13 protein-coding genes are annotated in these 15,199 nt (G+C 74.9%); 8 read left to right on the top strand and 5 right to left on the bottom strand.

What is annotated here, in order from left to right:
- Positions 1–36: 36 nt before the first annotated feature.
- Positions 37–2,748 carry a helix-hairpin-helix domain-containing protein gene (locus ACFV57_RS35370; protein ID WP_385240828.1) on the bottom strand — a complete coding sequence of 904 codons (2,712 nt, stop codon included), beginning with the start codon at positions 2,746–2,748 and terminating at the stop codon, positions 37–39.
- Positions 2,745–3,728 (bottom strand): aldo/keto reductase, encoded by a 984-nt coding sequence (locus ACFV57_RS35375; RefSeq protein WP_385240831.1) that lies wholly within the window; start codon positions 3,726–3,728, stop codon positions 2,745–2,747. Before ACFV57_RS35375 ends, ACFV57_RS35370 begins: the two co-directional genes overlap by 4 nt.
- Positions 3,729–3,890: 162 nt before the next feature.
- On the opposite strand from ACFV57_RS35375, the gene ACFV57_RS35380 reads away from it, so the two are divergent.
- Positions 3,891–4,946, top strand: a complete 1,056-nt coding sequence (locus ACFV57_RS35380; RefSeq protein ID WP_385240834.1) for an LLM class F420-dependent oxidoreductase — start codon at positions 3,891–3,893, stop codon at positions 4,944–4,946.
- A 259-nt stretch (positions 4,947–5,205) separates the two neighbouring features.
- Positions 5,206–5,994 (top strand): ferritin-like domain-containing protein, encoded by a 789-nt coding sequence (locus tag ACFV57_RS35385; RefSeq protein ID WP_385240837.1) that lies wholly within the window; start codon positions 5,206–5,208, stop codon positions 5,992–5,994.
- A gap of 109 nt (positions 5,995–6,103) precedes the next feature.
- On the opposite strand, the gene corA is transcribed toward ACFV57_RS35385, so the two are convergent.
- On the bottom strand, positions 6,104–7,087 hold the full coding sequence (gene corA, locus ACFV57_RS35390; RefSeq protein ID WP_385240839.1) for a magnesium/cobalt transporter CorA: 984 nt from the start codon (positions 7,085–7,087) through the stop codon (positions 6,104–6,106).
- A 112-nt stretch (positions 7,088–7,199) separates the two neighbouring features.
- Between corA and ACFV57_RS35395 the strand changes: the two genes are divergently transcribed.
- The 6 genes from ACFV57_RS35395 to ACFV57_RS35420 all read left to right on the top strand — a co-directional run bounded on the left by ACFV57_RS35395 (position 7,200) and on the right by ACFV57_RS35420 (position 13,097).
- A complete protein-coding gene (locus tag ACFV57_RS35395; protein ID WP_385240842.1) occupies positions 7,200–7,898 on the top strand; it encodes a histidine phosphatase family protein in 699 nt (232 codons plus the stop codon).
- Between the two features lie 129 nt (positions 7,899–8,027).
- The gene (locus ACFV57_RS35400) at positions 8,028–8,618 is read left to right on the top strand and encodes a DUF3090 domain-containing protein (protein WP_385240845.1); all 591 of its coding nucleotides are present in this window, start codon (positions 8,028–8,030) and stop codon (positions 8,616–8,618) included.
- Positions 8,582–9,559 carry an SCO1664 family protein gene (locus tag ACFV57_RS35405; RefSeq protein ID WP_385240847.1) on the top strand — a complete coding sequence of 326 codons (978 nt, stop codon included), beginning with the start codon at positions 8,582–8,584 and terminating at the stop codon, positions 9,557–9,559. The genes ACFV57_RS35400 and ACFV57_RS35405 overlap by 37 nt, the downstream gene beginning before the upstream one ends.
- A gap of 184 nt (positions 9,560–9,743) precedes the next feature.
- On the top strand, positions 9,744–10,973 hold the full coding sequence (gene mshC / locus ACFV57_RS35410) for a cysteine--1-D-myo-inosityl 2-amino-2-deoxy-alpha-D-glucopyranoside ligase (RefSeq protein ID WP_385240849.1): 1,230 nt from the start codon (positions 9,744–9,746) through the stop codon (positions 10,971–10,973).
- 175 nt (positions 10,974–11,148) lie between these two features.
- Entirely contained in the window at positions 11,149–12,108 is a 960-nt protein-coding gene (locus tag ACFV57_RS35415; protein WP_385240852.1) for an SMP-30/gluconolactonase/LRE family protein, read from the top strand.
- 32 nt (positions 12,109–12,140) lie between these two features.
- Positions 12,141–13,097, top strand: a complete 957-nt coding sequence (locus tag ACFV57_RS35420) for a superoxide dismutase (protein WP_385240853.1) — start codon at positions 12,141–12,143, stop codon at positions 13,095–13,097.
- A 2-nt stretch (positions 13,098–13,099) separates the two neighbouring features.
- Here ACFV57_RS35420 and ACFV57_RS35425 read toward each other — a convergent pair whose 3' ends face one another.
- Positions 13,100–13,780, bottom strand: a complete 681-nt coding sequence (locus ACFV57_RS35425) for a response regulator (RefSeq protein WP_385240856.1) — start codon at positions 13,778–13,780, stop codon at positions 13,100–13,102.
- 7 nt (positions 13,781–13,787) lie between these two features.
- The gene (locus ACFV57_RS35430) at positions 13,788–15,140 is read right to left on the bottom strand and encodes a sensor histidine kinase (RefSeq protein WP_385240859.1); all 1,353 of its coding nucleotides are present in this window, start codon (positions 15,138–15,140) and stop codon (positions 13,788–13,790) included.
- Positions 15,141–15,199 lie beyond the last annotated feature (59 nt).

A 15,199-nucleotide genomic window follows, 5' to 3' on the forward strand; every position in this document is an offset into this window, starting at 1 on the left:
GACCGACGCGCCGCCCCGGCACCGTACGGGCCGTGGTCAGCGGGCCGGGGCGTCCGCCGTGGCCTGGGCCGTGTGGAGCTGGAGCAGCGTCCGCAGGCGGGTGGTGCGCTCCTTCGCCGGGATCTCGGCGACCGCGCGGGGCAGCGCCTGGTCCACGCCCTGCACGACGGACAGATGGCGCTCGCCGCGGCTGAAGGCGGTGTAGACCCAGGCGCGGGTGAGCCCCTTGGCGGCGTCGCCCGGCAGGACGGCCACGACGGCCGGCCAGCGCGAACCGACCGCCTGGTGGGCGGTGACGGCCCAGCCGTGGCGCACGGTGTCCGCGCCCACCCGCTCGCGCGCCACGACCACGGGCGAACCGGCGCAGTCCAGGTGCAGCCCGGCCGCGTCGGCGCCGGTGACCGTGCCGACGACCGTACGGCCGGGGGTGGGGGAGTAGGCGACGCGGTCGCCCGGGTCGAAGCCGCCGAACCGGCCGGGGCCGGGGTTGAGCCGCTCCTTGAGAGCCGCGTTCAGCGCGCGGGTGCCCGCGGCGCCGCCGTGGCCGACGGTGACGACCTGTGTCTGCCCGGCGGGCACACCGATCGCCCGGGGCACCGAGTCGGCGACGAGCTGGACGGTGCGGTGCACCGCCTCGCCCGGATCGCGCGCCGGAACGATCACCACCTCCTTGCCGGGCGCCTCGACCTGGTGCAGCTCGCCGATGCCGATGCCCGAGACCAGCTCGCCGACCGGCCCGAAGTCCGGGGTGCGGGAGGCGACCTGGGGGCAGCAGCGGGCGGCGAGCACGTCGGCGAAGAGCCGGCCGGGGCCGGCCGACCACAGCACGCCGGGGTCGCCACTGAGCACCAGCCGGGTGCCGTCGGTCAGCGACTCGACGAGCATCGCGGCGGTTTCGAGATCGAGTTGGGGGGCGTCCAGGACGACGAGCAGGTCGAGGGCGAGCGCGCCGTCCGCGTCCCGGCCGGGCCCTTCGTGGCCGGCCAGCAGACCGGAGAGGGTGACGGCGGCCTCGGCGGCGGCACCGGGGGCCGGGGCCGTGGCGAGGGGGGCGTACGCGTCGGAGGCCTCGGCGAGATGCCGGGACAGCCGGTCACGGCCGTCCGCGGTGTGGGTGGCGCCGCAGGCCCGCAGGCCGAGCGCGCGGGCCGCGGCGATCAGCGCGGCGGGCTCGGCGCGCGCGGCCTCGGCGCCGGTGTGCGCGACCAGGCCGCCACGGGCCGCGGCGCGGATCAGCTCCGCCGCGGAGGGGGAGGGGGCGGCCGTCGCGGCGGCTTCCCACGCGGCGGCGGACGGCTGCCGGACGGTCAGGACGGCCGGGTCGTCGGTCTCCGTGCCGGGGGCGGGCTCCGAGGGGGTGTCCGGGCTTGCCGCGTCCTGGTGGGGCGGGGCCTGGCCGGATGGGGCCTGCCCGGCTGAGTCCTGGCCTGTCGCTTCCTGTCCCGGCCCGTCCGCTCCCGGCCCGCCCTCCGCGGTCCCGCTGTCCGGCGCGCTGTCCGCGGTCCCGCCGTCGTCGGCCGCCGAGGTGTCGTCGTCCGTTTCGGTGGGCTCCTCGAAGGTGTTGAGCAGCCGTGCGAGGCCGTCCGCCACGCTCTCCTCGGCCATGGCGAACCGGTCGAGCCCGAGCAGGACCCGGACCGGCTGCTCCGCGTCCTCGTCGTCCGCGGCCGGGCGGGCCGCGCCGGGCGTCTCGACGGCGTCCTGGAAGACCAGCACGGCCCCCTCGGCGATGGCCGTCTGCAGGGCCTCGTCCGGGTCCGGGACCGAGCGCTGGGCGAGCGCGGCGCGCAGCGCGGACGCCTCCAGCGCGGAGTGCCCCACCAGGGCGGCCTGCTCCAGCAGCCAGCCGACCAGGGCCTGCGCGCGCCGGTCGTCGTCCGGCCCGCACGCCGGGCCGAGCAGTGCCCGTGCGAAGCCGTCGGCCTGCTCGGGGCGGACGCCCGGTACGCAGAGCAGCTGCCACGGGTCCTCGCGCAGGGCCTCCGCCGCGCGCTCGCCGAGCGTTTCGGCCGCCTTCGGGGCCAGTGCCTCCGGGGCGCCGCCCGCCGTCAGCACCTGGCGGACGCCGTCGAGGCCGGGGGCCAGGTCGAGGTCCGCCGTCGTGGCCGGGTGCGCCGCCGTGTGCTCCGCGGGAGCGGGACGGCTGCCGCCGTCACCGCCCGGGGCCGGCCGGGTGTGGCCCGGGGCGCCGCCCTGATCGGGCCGGGCCGCGGCCTCCGGCTGGGCGCCCGTCGGACCGCCGCGCTCCTGGGCGCCCGACGCCGGGGCCGGTACGCCGCCAGGGGCCTTACGGGCGCCTGCCGCCGCACCCGCGCCGCCCGACCGGGGGGAACGCTGGGTGAAGAACGAGTCCGCCGACCGCTCGCCGCTCTCCACGGCCCGCACCGCCGCAGCCAGCGCCGCGGCCGTCGGCGCACCGCCCCGCCCGGCAGCCGTCGGCGCGCCGCCGCCCGTCCCACCGGCACCGTCCGCACCCGCACTTGCACCCGCGTCCGGACCGCCGACGCCGGCAGACCCGTTCGCGGCGGCCGTCGGCGCTCCGCCCGCATCCGCAGCGACCGGTCCGCCGCCGTCGGCCGCGGGCCCGTCCGGTCCTCCGGCCTCCGCCGCGGCCCGCGGAGCGGCGTCCGTGTCACCGTCCGTCCCGGCTGCCCCCGGAGCGGCCGCGGCGGCCTCCCCTTCGGCGGTCTCCGGGCCGGGCGCGGTGGGCTCGGGCGCGGCCTCGTCGGAGAGGCGGTCGGTACTCACAGCGTGCTCCAGTCGTGGTCGGGGTAGTGGTGCACCGGGGCCGAGACATCGTCCAGGGCCCGGCAGATCTCGTCAGGAAGACTAAGGGTCTCCACTGACAACGCGGCTCTGAGCTGCTGCGCAGTGCGTGCGCCGACGACCGGGGCGGTGACTCCGGGACGGTCGCGCACCCACGCGAGGGCCACCTGGAGCGCGGTGACGGCGAGCCCGTCGGCGGCCGTGCTGACCGCCTCGACGATCCGGCCCGCCGTGTCGTCCAGATACGGCGCGACGAACGGCGCGAGCTGTTCCGAGGCGCCGCGGGAGTCGGCCGGGGTGGTGTGCCGGTACTTGCCGGTGAGCACCCCGCGGCCCAGCGGCGACGAGGGCAGCAGGCCCACGCCCAGGTCACGCGCCGCGGGCAGCAGCTCGCGCTCGATGCCGCGCTGGAGGAGGGAGTACTCCATCTGGGTCCCGGCCAGGCGGGTCCGTATGGTCGGGGCGGACAGCTGCCAGGTCGCTGCCTTGGCCAGCTGCCAGCCGGAGAAGTTCGAGACGCCGACATAGCGGGCGCGGCCGGTGGCGACGGCGATGTCGAGGGCCTGGAGGGTCTCTTCGAGCGGGGTGTGCGGGTCGAAGGCGTGCAGCTGCCAGAGGTCCACGTAGTCCGTGCCGAGACGTTCCAGCGAGGCGTCCAGCGCGTCCAGCAGGTGGCGGCGGGAGCCGTCGACGCGGCGGTCCGCGGCCAGGACGCTGCCCGCCTTCGTCGCGATCACCAGGTCCCGGCGCGCCACCAGTGACTCGCAGAGCCGGCCGAGCAGATACTCGGCGCCGCCGTCCGCGTACACGTCCGCCGTGTCCACGAGGGTGCCGCCGGCCTCCCAGAACGCCTTGAGCTGCTCGGCGGCGTCGTGCTCGTCGGTGTCCCGGGCCCAGGTCAGGGTGCCGAGGCCGAGCCGGGACACACGCAGGCCCGTACGGCCGAGGTGCCTTTGCTCCATGGGCCTTGAGATTACTGGCCCGTCGCGAAGTTCAGTGGACCTGTGGACAACCGGCCTGCCCGGCGCGTGGGCGGCCTGTGGACAACCGGCCGGTGACGCCCGGCGCCACCCCGCGCTAGAGTCCCCGGAACACCGACGTTACTGATCAGTAAGGGGAGCGCTATGAGGCTCGGGATCAACCTCGGCTACTGGGGCGCCGGGATGGACGCGGACAATCTGGCCGTCGCGCAGGAGGCCGACCGGCTCGGCTACTCGGTGTGCTGGGCGGCCGAGGCGTACGGCTCCGACGCCCCCACCGTGCTCTCCTGGGTCGCCGCCCAGACCGAGCGCATCGACGTGGGCTCGGCGATCTTCCAGATCCCGGCCCGTACGCCCGCGATGACCGCGATGACCGCCGCCACCCTCGACTCGCTGTCCGGCGGCCGTTTCCGGCTGGGGCTGGGCGTCTCCGGGCCGCAGGTCTCCGAGGGCTGGTACGGCGTGAAGTTCGACAAGCCGCTGGCCCGCACCCGGGAGTACGTGGAGATCGTCCGCAAGGCGATGACGCGCGAGCGGCTGTCCTACGAGGGGCAGCACTGGACGCTGCCGCTGCCCGGCGGCCCCGGCAAGCCGCTGAAGCTGACCGTGCACCCGCAGCGCGAGCACATCCCGCTCTACATCGCCGCGATCGGCCCCAAGAACCTCACCCAGACCGGTGAGATCGCCGACGGCGCGCTGCTGATCTTCCCGTCCGCCGACCACCTGGAGGAGACGGCGATCGCGCACATCCGGGCCGGGCGCGAGAAGGCGGGCAAGCCGCTGGAGGGCTTCGACGTCTGCCCGACGCTGCCGCTGGCCGTCGGCGACGACAAGGACGTCAGCGCGCTCGCCGACACCTTCCGCCCGTACACGGCGCTGTACGTGGGCGGCATGGGCAGCCGCAAGCAGAACTTCTACAACCAGCTCGCACAGCGCATGGGGTACGAGAAGGAGGCCGCCGAGATCCAGGACAAGTACCTCTCCGGCGACAAGGAGGGCGCGGCGGCCGCGATCCCGCACAAGCTGATCGACCAGACCACGCTGCTGGGCTCCGTGGAGCGCATCGCGGACCGGATGCAGGCGTACGCGGCGGCCGGCGTGACCACGCTGACGCTGGCACCCGCGGGCTTCACCCTGGAGGAGCGGGTCGCCTCGCTGCGGGCGGGCACCGAGGCCCTGGAGCGCGCGGGACTGGCGTAGGGCCCGGGGCGCGGAACGGGCCCGGACAGGCCTGCGGCCGTGGTGGGGGCTCGGGGGTCTTCCCCGCCACGGCCGTCACCCGGCACAACGCCGGGACGGCCCGCGTGGTTACGCCACGGCGCCCCGTCCCGCCGCCGGTCCGTCGTCCGGCCGTCCCGTCCATCCCCCGAACGGACGAGATGGCCGACTCCGTGGTTGCCGCCTTTCCCGTCCGCCCTTTACTTTTCTTTTGCGGATGCGGCGTATCGGAGGTGCCCCGGTGCTCTCGGCCAGAAGCCTGTTCCAGGAGATCCTCGCCCACGACGAGTCGTACCGGCTCTTCTGCTCCATCGCGGCCAGCGGCGAGGCGCAGGGCGGCTGGGAGAACGGCCGGATCGCCGCCCTGGTCCCCGAGTCGCTGCGCGCGCTGGCCCCCAAGGTCGCCCGGCACGGCGCCGACGAGGACAAGCACGGCCGGCTGTTCAACGCCCTGCTGCGCAAGCGCGGCCTGGACCCGGCCCCGGTCCCCGAGGCCGCCGACTACACCGTCCTCCTGGAGCGCCGGGGCATCGGCCTGGCGCACGACAAGCTGCGCCGCGACGAGCCGCTCACCGAGCAGGACATCGTCACCTACCTCGCGCACAGCCGGGTCACCGAGCAGCGCGCCGCCGAGCAGATGGACCTGCTGAAGAAGCACTTCGGCGACCACCCGGAGATCGGCAGGGCGGTCCTGATGATCGCCCGGGACGAGGAGAACCACCTCGCCTACTGCCACGAGGAACTGCTGCGACTGGTGGAGCAGGGCCACGGCCCCGCGATCCGGCGCACGCTGCGCGCCTCGGCGCGCGTCGAGATCGAGGTCTACCGGGACGTCAGTCTGGCCGTGATGGCCCATATGGGCCGCATCCTGGGCTGGTCGCGCCCGAAGTCCGCCGTGCTGGCCGCCGGCATCCACGCGGTGTACGTCTACGAGCGGCTCGCCGGCCGGCGCCGGATGGTCACGCTGCGCCTCCCGGAGCGGCGCGACGCACTGGGCGGCCCGGCCGCCTCGGCGGCGGAATTCGTCTGAGCCCGAGCCGGTTGCGCGCCGGCGCCCACGGCCGGCGCCCACGGCCGGCGCACACCGGCGCCCGAAGCCCGCCGTGCGCCCGCGCACACGGCCCGATGCGTGCCGGCGCTCACAGCCAGCCGCGGCGCTTGAACGTGCGGTACAGCAGCAGCTCGATGGTCACCATCAGGAGCAGGATGCCGTAGTAGCCCCAGTCCCACTTCAGCTCGGGCATGTGCTCGAAGTTCATGCCGTAGACGCCCGCGATCAGTGTCGGTACGGCCGCCAGGGCCGCCCAGGCGGAGATCTTGCGCATGTCGTCGTTCTGGCGCACGCCCATCTGCGCCAGATGGGCGCTGAGGATGTCCGACAGCAGCCGGTCCAGACCCTCGACGGACTCGTTGGCGCGGGTCAGGTGGTCGCCGACGTCCCGGAAGAACGGGCGGGCCTCGTCGTGCACGAAGGGCACCCCGGGGTTCTGCAGGCGCAGCATCGGCTCCACCAGCGGGTTGGCGGCCCGCCGGAACTCCAGCACCTCGCGCTTGAACGCGTAGATGGCGGCCGCCGTGTTGTTGCTGTCCGAGCGGGACGGGGCGAACACCTCCGCCTCCAACTCCTCCAGGTCCACCTGGAGTTCCGCGGCCACCTCGATGTAGTGGTCGACGACCGCGTCACCGACCGCGTACAGCACCGCGGTCGGGCCGTGCCGCAGTACGTCCGGTTCGTGCTCCAGACGCCGGCGTACGGCGGCGAGCGAGCTGGTCGTGCCGTGCCGGACGGTGACGACGAAGGAGTCCCCGAGGAAGATCATGAGTTCGCCGGCGGAGACGGTGCCCGAGGCGTCGTCGTAGGCGATCGGTTTGAGCACCACGAACAGGGAGTCGTCGTACACCTCCAGCTTCGGCCGCTGGTGCGCCTTGAGCGCGTCCTCCACGGCGAGCGGGTGCAGCCCGAACTCCCTGCTGACGTGGTCGAACTCCTCACTGGTGGGCTCGTGCAGCCCGAGCCACAGGAAGGAGTGACCCTCGGCGCGCGCCGCGTCGAGGGCATCGGAGAAGTCCGTCGGCCCCTCGCTGCGGCGGCCGTCCTGATAGATGGCGCAGTCGATGATCACACCGGAAATTGTCACTCGCCGTGCCGGGTCGTGCCAGGAGCCCGGGTCACCGGGGTGCGCGACGCCGGGCCTGCGTCCGGTGCCGCTACGCCGGGAACGTAGGCTGGCTGCCATGCCCACGCTGATCCTGGTGCGGCACGGCCGCTCCACCGCAAACACGTCCGGCCTGCTCGCCGGGCGGACGCCCGGAGTGGCCCTGGACGAGCGCGGCGCCGCCCAGGCCGCCGCGCTCCCCGGCCGCCTCGCGGACCTGCCGCTGGCCGCCGCCGTGAGCAGTCCGCTCCAGCGCTGTCTGGAGACCCTGCGCCCCCTCCTCGACGCCCGTCCCGGCCTGTCGCTGCACACCGAGGACCGCATCACCGAGTGCGACTACGGTGACTGGTCGGGCCGCAAGCTGGCCGAGCTGAACGACGAACCGCTGATGGAGGTCGTCCAGCAGCACCCGTCCGCCGCGGCCTTTCCCGGCGGGGAGTCGATGCGCGCCATGCAGGCCCGTGCCGTGGACGCGGTGCGCGACTGGAACGCCCGTATCGAGGACGCGCACGGCCCCGAGGCCGTCTACGCGATGTGCTCGCACGGCGACATCATCAAGTCGCTCGTCGCCGACGCCCTCGGTCTGCACTTCGACCTCTTCCAGCGGATCTCGGTCGAGCCCTGTTCGCTGACCGCGATCCGCTACACCCGGCTGCGGCCGTACGTCGTACGCCTCGGCGACACCGGCCACTTCGGCGGCCTGGCGCCGCGCGAGGACGGCTCCTCGGCGGCGGACGACCGGGACGCGGCCGTCGGGGGCGGCGCGGGCGGATCGTGATCAGCGGGCGCAGTAGGGTGGTGCGACGGCGCTGCCTGCCCCACCTCCTGCGTTCCGCAACCGGAAGCCACACCCCCAGGAACCGCAGCGACCACAGTGACCCCGCAGTCGAGCAAACGGAGCTGGACGTTGTCCCGTCAGGTGTTCTTCTACGACGCGCCGGACCGCTTCGTGGCCGGTACGGTCGGGCTGCCTGGCCGCCGTAGCTTCTTCCTCCAGGCGACGGCTTCCGGCCGGACCACCAGTGTGGCCCTGGAGAAGACCCAGGTCGCCGCGCTCGCCGAACGGATCGACGAGCTGCTGGACGAGGTGGTGCGCCGCAGCGGCGGCAACGCGCCGGTGCCCGCCGTCGCCCCCGCCGAGGTGAGCGACACCGCGCCTTTGGAGTCGCCGGTGGAGGAGGAGTTCCGGGTCGGCACGATGGCGCTGGCCTGGGACGGCGACGAGCAGCGCATGATCATCGAGGCTCAGGCGCTGGTCGAGCTGGAGGCCGACACGGATGAGGACCTCGCCGAGGCCGCGGAGCGGCTGCTCCAGGACGACGAGAACGGCCCGCCGATGCTGCGCGTGCGCCTCACCGGCTCGATGGCCCGCTCCTTCGCCAAGCGGGCCCTGGAAGTCGTCAACGCGGGGCGCCCGCCGTGCCCGCTGTGCAGTCTGCCGCTCGACCCGGAAGGACACGTATGCCCGCGTCAGAACGGGTACCGGCGGGACGCGTGATGCCGGGGGAGGAGACCGTGGCGGCCGACGGCGGCGGACCGGCCGGCCGTACGGGTGAGGGCCCGGAGGGGGGCTCCGACGGCCGGTCGAACGGCGACATACCGGGCCGGGCCGATGCCCGGGTGGACGGCCGGACCGACGGGCCTCCCGGGCGGCTGTCCGCCGACGCGCTGACGCACGGCGAACTGACCGTACGCGGACAGGTGCGCGAGGCGTCCAACGCCGTCCTGTACTGCACGATCAGCCACGAGGGCGCCACCGGCACCTGCGTCTACAAGCCCGTCGCCGGGGAGCGCCCCCTGTGGGACTTCCCCGACGGCACCCTCGCCCAGCGCGAGGTCGCCGCGTACGAGCTGTCCCGGGCCACCGGCTGGGACCTGGTGCCGACCACCGTGCTGCGCGACGGCCCGTACGGGCAGGGCATGGTCCAGGAGTGGATCGAGGTGGCGCCCGAAGGCGGGGAGCTGCTGGCGCTGGTCGAGGAGGACGAGCCGGGACCCGGCTGGAAACCGGTGGGTTTCGCCGAGATCGGTGAAGGTCGCACGGCACTTCTGGTACACGCCGACGACGAGCGGCTGCGGCGCCTCGCGGTCCTGGACGCCGTCATCAACAACGGCGACCGCAAGGGCGGCCACCTGCTGCCCGCGGACGGAGGGCGGCTCTACGCCATCGACCACGGTGTGACCTTCAACGCCGAGGACAAGCTGCGCACGCTCCTGTGGGGCTGGGCGGGCGAGCCGCTGACCGAGGAGGCCCGCGCGGTGCTGGGGCGGCTCGACACGGCGCTGGCGGACGGCACCCCGCTCGCCGCCCGGCTGGCCGCACTGATCACCGCCGCCGAGCTGGCGGCGCTGCGCGCCCGTGTGGCGGACCTGCTGCGCACCGGGGTGCACCCGCGGCCGGGCGGCGACTGGCCGCCGATTCCCTGGCCGCCGGTCTGACCGGCGGGGGCGCCCGGCGGGCCCGCGGGCAGCGCCGGGACCCGTCCCGGGGGGCCGCGGCGCCGCTCGCGGGCCCGGCGGCACCCTGTGCAGCACAGACCGCCCCTCGGCACAAGAGTGTCTTATCGGCCAAGATCCGAGGACCGGTTCGTATGCGGAACGTGCATCCGGTTACGCTCAAGACATGCATGGATGGCCCGCTTCTGAGGTTCCCGCCCTGCCCGGTCAGGGCAGCGACCTGAGGATCCACGACACCGCGACCGGCGGACGGGTGACCCTCGCCCCCGGTCCCGTCGCCCGTATCTACGTCTGCGGCATCACGCCGTACGACGCCACCCACATGGGGCACGCGGCGACCTACAACGCGTTCGACCTGGTCCAGCGCGTGTGGCTCGACACGAAGCGCCAGGTGCACTATGTGCAGAACGTCACCGACGTCGACGACCCCCTCCTGGAGCGGGCCCTGGCCACCGGCGACGACTGGAGCGCGCTCGCCGAACGCGAGACCGCCCTCTTCCGTGAGGACATGACGGCCCTGCGGATGCTCCCGCCGCGCGAGTACGTCGGCGCCGTCGAGGCCATACCGTGGATCGTCCCCATGGTCGAGCGGCTGCGCGACAGCGGCGCCGCCTACGAGCTCGAAGGCGACGTCTACTTCTCCGTCGAGGCCGACCGGCACTTCGGCGAGGTCTCCCGGCTCGACGCCGAGGCGATGCGGGTGCTGTCCGCCGAGCGCGGCGGCGACCCGGAGCGCCCCGGCAAGAAGAACCCGCTCGACCCGATGCTGTGGATGGCCGCCCGCGACGGTGACCCCAGCTGGGACGGCGGCTCGCTCGGCCGCGGCCGGCCGGGCTGGCACATCGAGTGCGTGGCCATCGCCCTGCAGTACCTCGGCATGGGCTTCGACGTGCAGGGCGGCGGCTCCGACCTCGCCTTCCCGCACCACGAGATGGGCGCCTCGCACGCCCAGGCGCTGACCGGCGAGCACCCCTTCGCCCAGGCCTACGTCCACGCCGGCATGGTCGGCCTGAACGGCGAGAAGATGTCCAAGTCCAAGGGCAATCTCGTCTTCGTCTCCAAGGTGCGGCGCGACGGCACGGACCCGGCGGCCATCCGCCTGGCCCTGCTGGCGCACCACTACCGCTCCGACTGGGAGTGGACGGACGCGGTCCTGGAAGAGGCCGTGGAGCGGCTGGCGCGCTGGCGTGCCGCGGTCTCCCGCCCGGACGGCCCGTCGGCCGACGCGCTGCTGGCGGAGATCCGTACGGCGCTGGCGGACGACCTGGACTCGCCGGCCGCGCTCGCCGCGGTCGACCGCTGGGCCGCCGCGCAGCAGGCGGACGGCGGCAGCGACGAGGGCGCGCCCGGCCTCGTCTCGCGCGCCGTGGACGCGCTGCTCGGCGTCGCCCTGTGATCACCTGACGGGCCGTCGCGAAGAATCGGTCCGTCGCTCCTCGTCCCTCCGGGGCGTTCCCTCTCGCGAGGGAGCGCCCCGGTTCGCTTGTGAAGACGCGCGGTTGCGGCGGACGGCGGGCGCGGGGATGTGCTGCGCTGAGTGGCACAGGAGTCCCGCAGGAAGGACGCGCGCCATGCCACGTTCCCTGTCCCGCCGAAGACTGCTCGCCACCGGTACGGCTCTGGGCGCCGCGGCCGTACTCGCCCCGTCCGGCCCCCGGACGCCGCGGGCCCACGCGGCCGGCGGATGGCCCACGACGCTCCCGCTGCCCGACGGGTTCCAGCCCGAGGGCATCGCCATCGGCCCCGGCCCGTACGCCTACTTCGGGTCCCTGGCCGACGGCTCCGTCTACCGTGCCGAGCTGGCCACCGGCCGGGGCAGGCTGATCACCGGCAGCCTCGGTACGGGCCGGCGGTCCATCGGCCTGAAGACCGACGCCCGGGGGCGGCTGTTCGTCGCGGGCGGTCCGGGCACGCTCCGCGTCATCGACACCCGCAGCGGCGCGGTCCTGGCCACCTACGCCGCCGGCGACGGGCAGAACTTCGTCAACGACGTCCTCCTCACCCGGGGCGCCGCCTGCTTCACCGACTCCTTCCGGCCCCAGCTCTACGTGCTGCCCCTCGGACGGCACGGCGAACTGCCCGGCCCGGACGGCGTCCGCACCCTGCCGCTGACGGGGGAGTGGGTCCAGGGCCCGGACTTCACGGCGAACGGCATCGAGTACACCCCGGACCGCACGGCGCTGCTGGTCGTCAACTCCTTCGCGGGCGCGCTCTTCCGGATCGATCCGCGCACCGGGGACGCCCGCAGGGTGCCGCACACCGGCCCTCCGCTCGTGAACGGGGACGGACTGCTGCTCCTGGAACGGGACCTGTACGTCGTGCAGCAGGCGCAGAACGCCGTGGACGTCCTGCGCCTGAACCGCAGCGGCACGCGCGGCCGGGCCGTCGCCCGCATCACCGACCCGCGCTTCCAGGTGCCGACCACCGCCGCCGCCTGCGGCGACCGCGTCTACCTGCCCAACGCCCGCTTCGATGTGAACCCGCCGCTGCCCACCACGACGTACACCGCGGTCGCCGTGGCCCGCGTATGACCGGCACCGGCACAGCGGAAGGACGTACACCGATGGCGCGCGCCCTGTCCCGCCGCGGGCTGCTCGCCGCCGGCGCCGCGCTGGGGGCCGGCGCGGCCCTGGCGTCCGCCGTGCCCGCCGCGGCCCGGCCCCGTACGGCCGCCGGGCCCGGCCGCGCCGTCTTCCGGCTCCCCGACGGCTTCCGGCCGGGGTGCGTCGGCGACGGCCGGTTCGGCCTGCTCTACTTCGGCTCGCTCCGTGACGGCTCGGTCCACCGGATCGACCCCGCCACCGGCGAGGGCACCCCCGTCCACCAGGGCACCGGCGGCCCGGCGGTCGCTCTCCAGGTCAACTGGCAGACGTCCCTGTTCATCGCGGGCGGCGCGAGCCGCGAACTGCGCGTGGTCGAGGGCGGCAGCGGAGCGGTCCGCGGCGTCTACCCCCTCGGCGGCGAGGGGACCTACGCGGGCGACCTGATCGGATTCGGCGCCGGGCACTACGTCACCGACGCCGGTCGCCCGCAGCTGTACCTGCTGCCGTACGGGCCCTTCGGTTCCCTCCCGCCCGCGCCCGGCGGCATCGTCACTCTGCCGCTTACGGGGGAGTGGGTGCAGGGCGACGGCCCCACGGCCACCGGCATCACCTATGCGGACGACGGCAGCCTGATCGTCCTCAACGCCGCCGCCGGGGCGCTGTACCGGGTCGATCCGAAGACCGGTGACGCCGTCAGGATCGCGCACCACGGGCCGTCGCTGTGCGGCGGCGACGGGCTGCGCACCCTGGGCGGCCGCCTCTACGTCGTCCGGCCGCGGCAGAACGCCGTGGACGTGCTGCGCCTCGACCCGGCCACCGGCAGCACCACCGTCGGCCGTCTCACCGACCCGGATCTCGACTTTCCGGGCAAACCGGCGGTGGACTGGGCGCGTACGCAGCTGTGCGTGCCCAACTCCCGCCGTACGGTGCCGCCGACGCCGACGACCACCTACACGGCGCTGTCCCTGCCGGGATGACCTCACGGCGGGCCGGGCGCAGGAGGCACGATCCCGGCCTCGTGGGCCACGACCGCGGCGGCGGCCCGGTTGTCCACGCCCAGCCGCGCCAGGATGGAACTCACATGGGCCTTGACCGTCCCCTCCACCACCCGCAGCCGCTGGGCGATCTGCCCGTTGGACAGCCCGCCGCCGAGGAAGGCCAGCACCTCCCGTTCCCGGGCGGTCAGGGCGCGCACCCGGTCACGGGCGGCGGTCCGCCGGCCCGCCAGGGCGCCCGTGCCGGTCGCCGCGAGGTGTGCGACGACCCGGGCCGCGATCTTCGGCGACAGATACGCGGCGCCTCCGGCCACCGCACGCACCCCCGCGATCAGTTCCTCCGGCTCGCCCGACTTGATCAGGAAGCCGGCCGCGCCGCCGCCGAGCGCCTGGAGGATGTAGTCGTCCTCGCCGAACGTCGTCAGCATGACGACGCCGGTGGCCGGCGCGGTGGCGCGGATCTCGGCCGCCGCCTCGATGCCGTCGGTCCCGGGCATACGGATGTCGAGTACGGCCACCGCGGGGCGGTGGCGCCTGACCAGTTCCACGGCCCGGCGCCCGTCCGCGGCCTCGGCGACGACGTCGATGTCCGGGGCCGTGGCGAGAACGGCGCGCACGCCCGCGCGGATCATCGCGTCGTCGTCGGCGACCAGCACCCGGATCATCGCGGGCTCATGAGGTCAGGGCGTCCAGGGACACCAGCGTGCCGTCCCGGAAACAGAGCCGGTAGGCGTCCTCGCGGCGCGTGCCGAAGAAGGCGGCGGTCATCGCGTAGTACTCGCACGTCGTGTCCTGTCCTTTCGGTTCCGGAACCGGCGGCCGGTGGCCGGTCTGACGGTCGGGCAGGAAACGTTCCGCCTCGGAGCGGGCCTGACCCACGTACAGGCGGGCGCGGTCGCCGGGCTCCAGGACCGACCGCGACACCGACAGCACCTCCCACGCCGCGCGCGCCCCGCCCAGCAGGGCGCCGGCCAGCACGGGCAGCACGACCATGGCGGCCAGGGACCGGCGGACCCGCCGCCGCGCCCGGCGGTGTTCCGACAGCAGCCCGCCGTCCGGCGTGCCGGGGGGAGGCGACGGCGGATCGCGCGGAATCCGTGCGGCGACCGCGAAACCGCCGGCGTACGGGCCGTGATGGAAGGAGCCGCCGGCGGACCGCACACGTTCGCCGAGGCCGGCGAGGCCGCGTCCCCCGCCCGGCGGGCGGACGGCGACCGTGCGGGGCGGCGGGCCGTTGACCACCACCACCCGAGTCTCCGTGGGCGTGTGCGTCACCCGGACGGTCGCTTCGGCACCGGGCGCGTGCTTGGCGATGTTGGTCAGCGCTTCCTGCACGACGCGGTGGGCGACCCGTTCGACCGCCGTGGACAGGGCGTCCGCGTCGCCGTCGATGTGCAGTTCCACCAGCAGCCCGGACGCGGACGCCTCGGCCGCCAGACTCGCGAGACCCGACCCCGGCGGCCGGTCCGGCGCGTCGTCGGCCTCCGTACGCAGGACACCGATCACCTCCCCGAGACGCTCCACCGCGGCAGCCGCCCGGGACCTGATGTCTCCCGCGGCCCGGCGGTGGTGGTCGTCGAGGCCGGGCGCGAGTTTCAGCGTGCCGGCGGACAGCGCGATCAGGCTGAGGTCGTGGCCGATCACGTCGTGCATGTCCTGGGCGATACGGGCCCGCTCACGCAGCCGCGCCCGCTCGGCCACCGACTGCTGCTCGCGCACCAGTTGCTCGGCCCGCTCCCAGCCCTCCCGGGCGAGCTGTCGGCAGCGTCGCCGGAACCGGCCCGCGAACCAGGCGAGCATCGTGACGGCGACCACCACGGCCACGGACCGGCTCCCCGGCAGGAGCTGACCGGACACGGCGGACGACGCCACCATGCCGGTCGTGGCCAGCGCGACCGGAACGAGCACCGCCGAACGCCTGCCGTCCGTCCGGCGTCCCGCCAGGAACGCGGCGGCCATGGCGGGGACCACCCACCACAGGTGCACCACGTCCGAACCGGCCGCCATCGCCGCGCCCACGGTCACCAGCCCCCCGATCAAGAGCCCGCCGCCCCCGGTTCACGCCCGGGACCGGGCCGTCGGCT

Origin of the sequence: Streptomyces sp. NPDC059788, from assembly GCF_042732265.1 — a bacterium.
Lineage (GTDB): Bacteria > Actinomycetota > Actinomycetes > Streptomycetales > Streptomycetaceae > Streptomyces.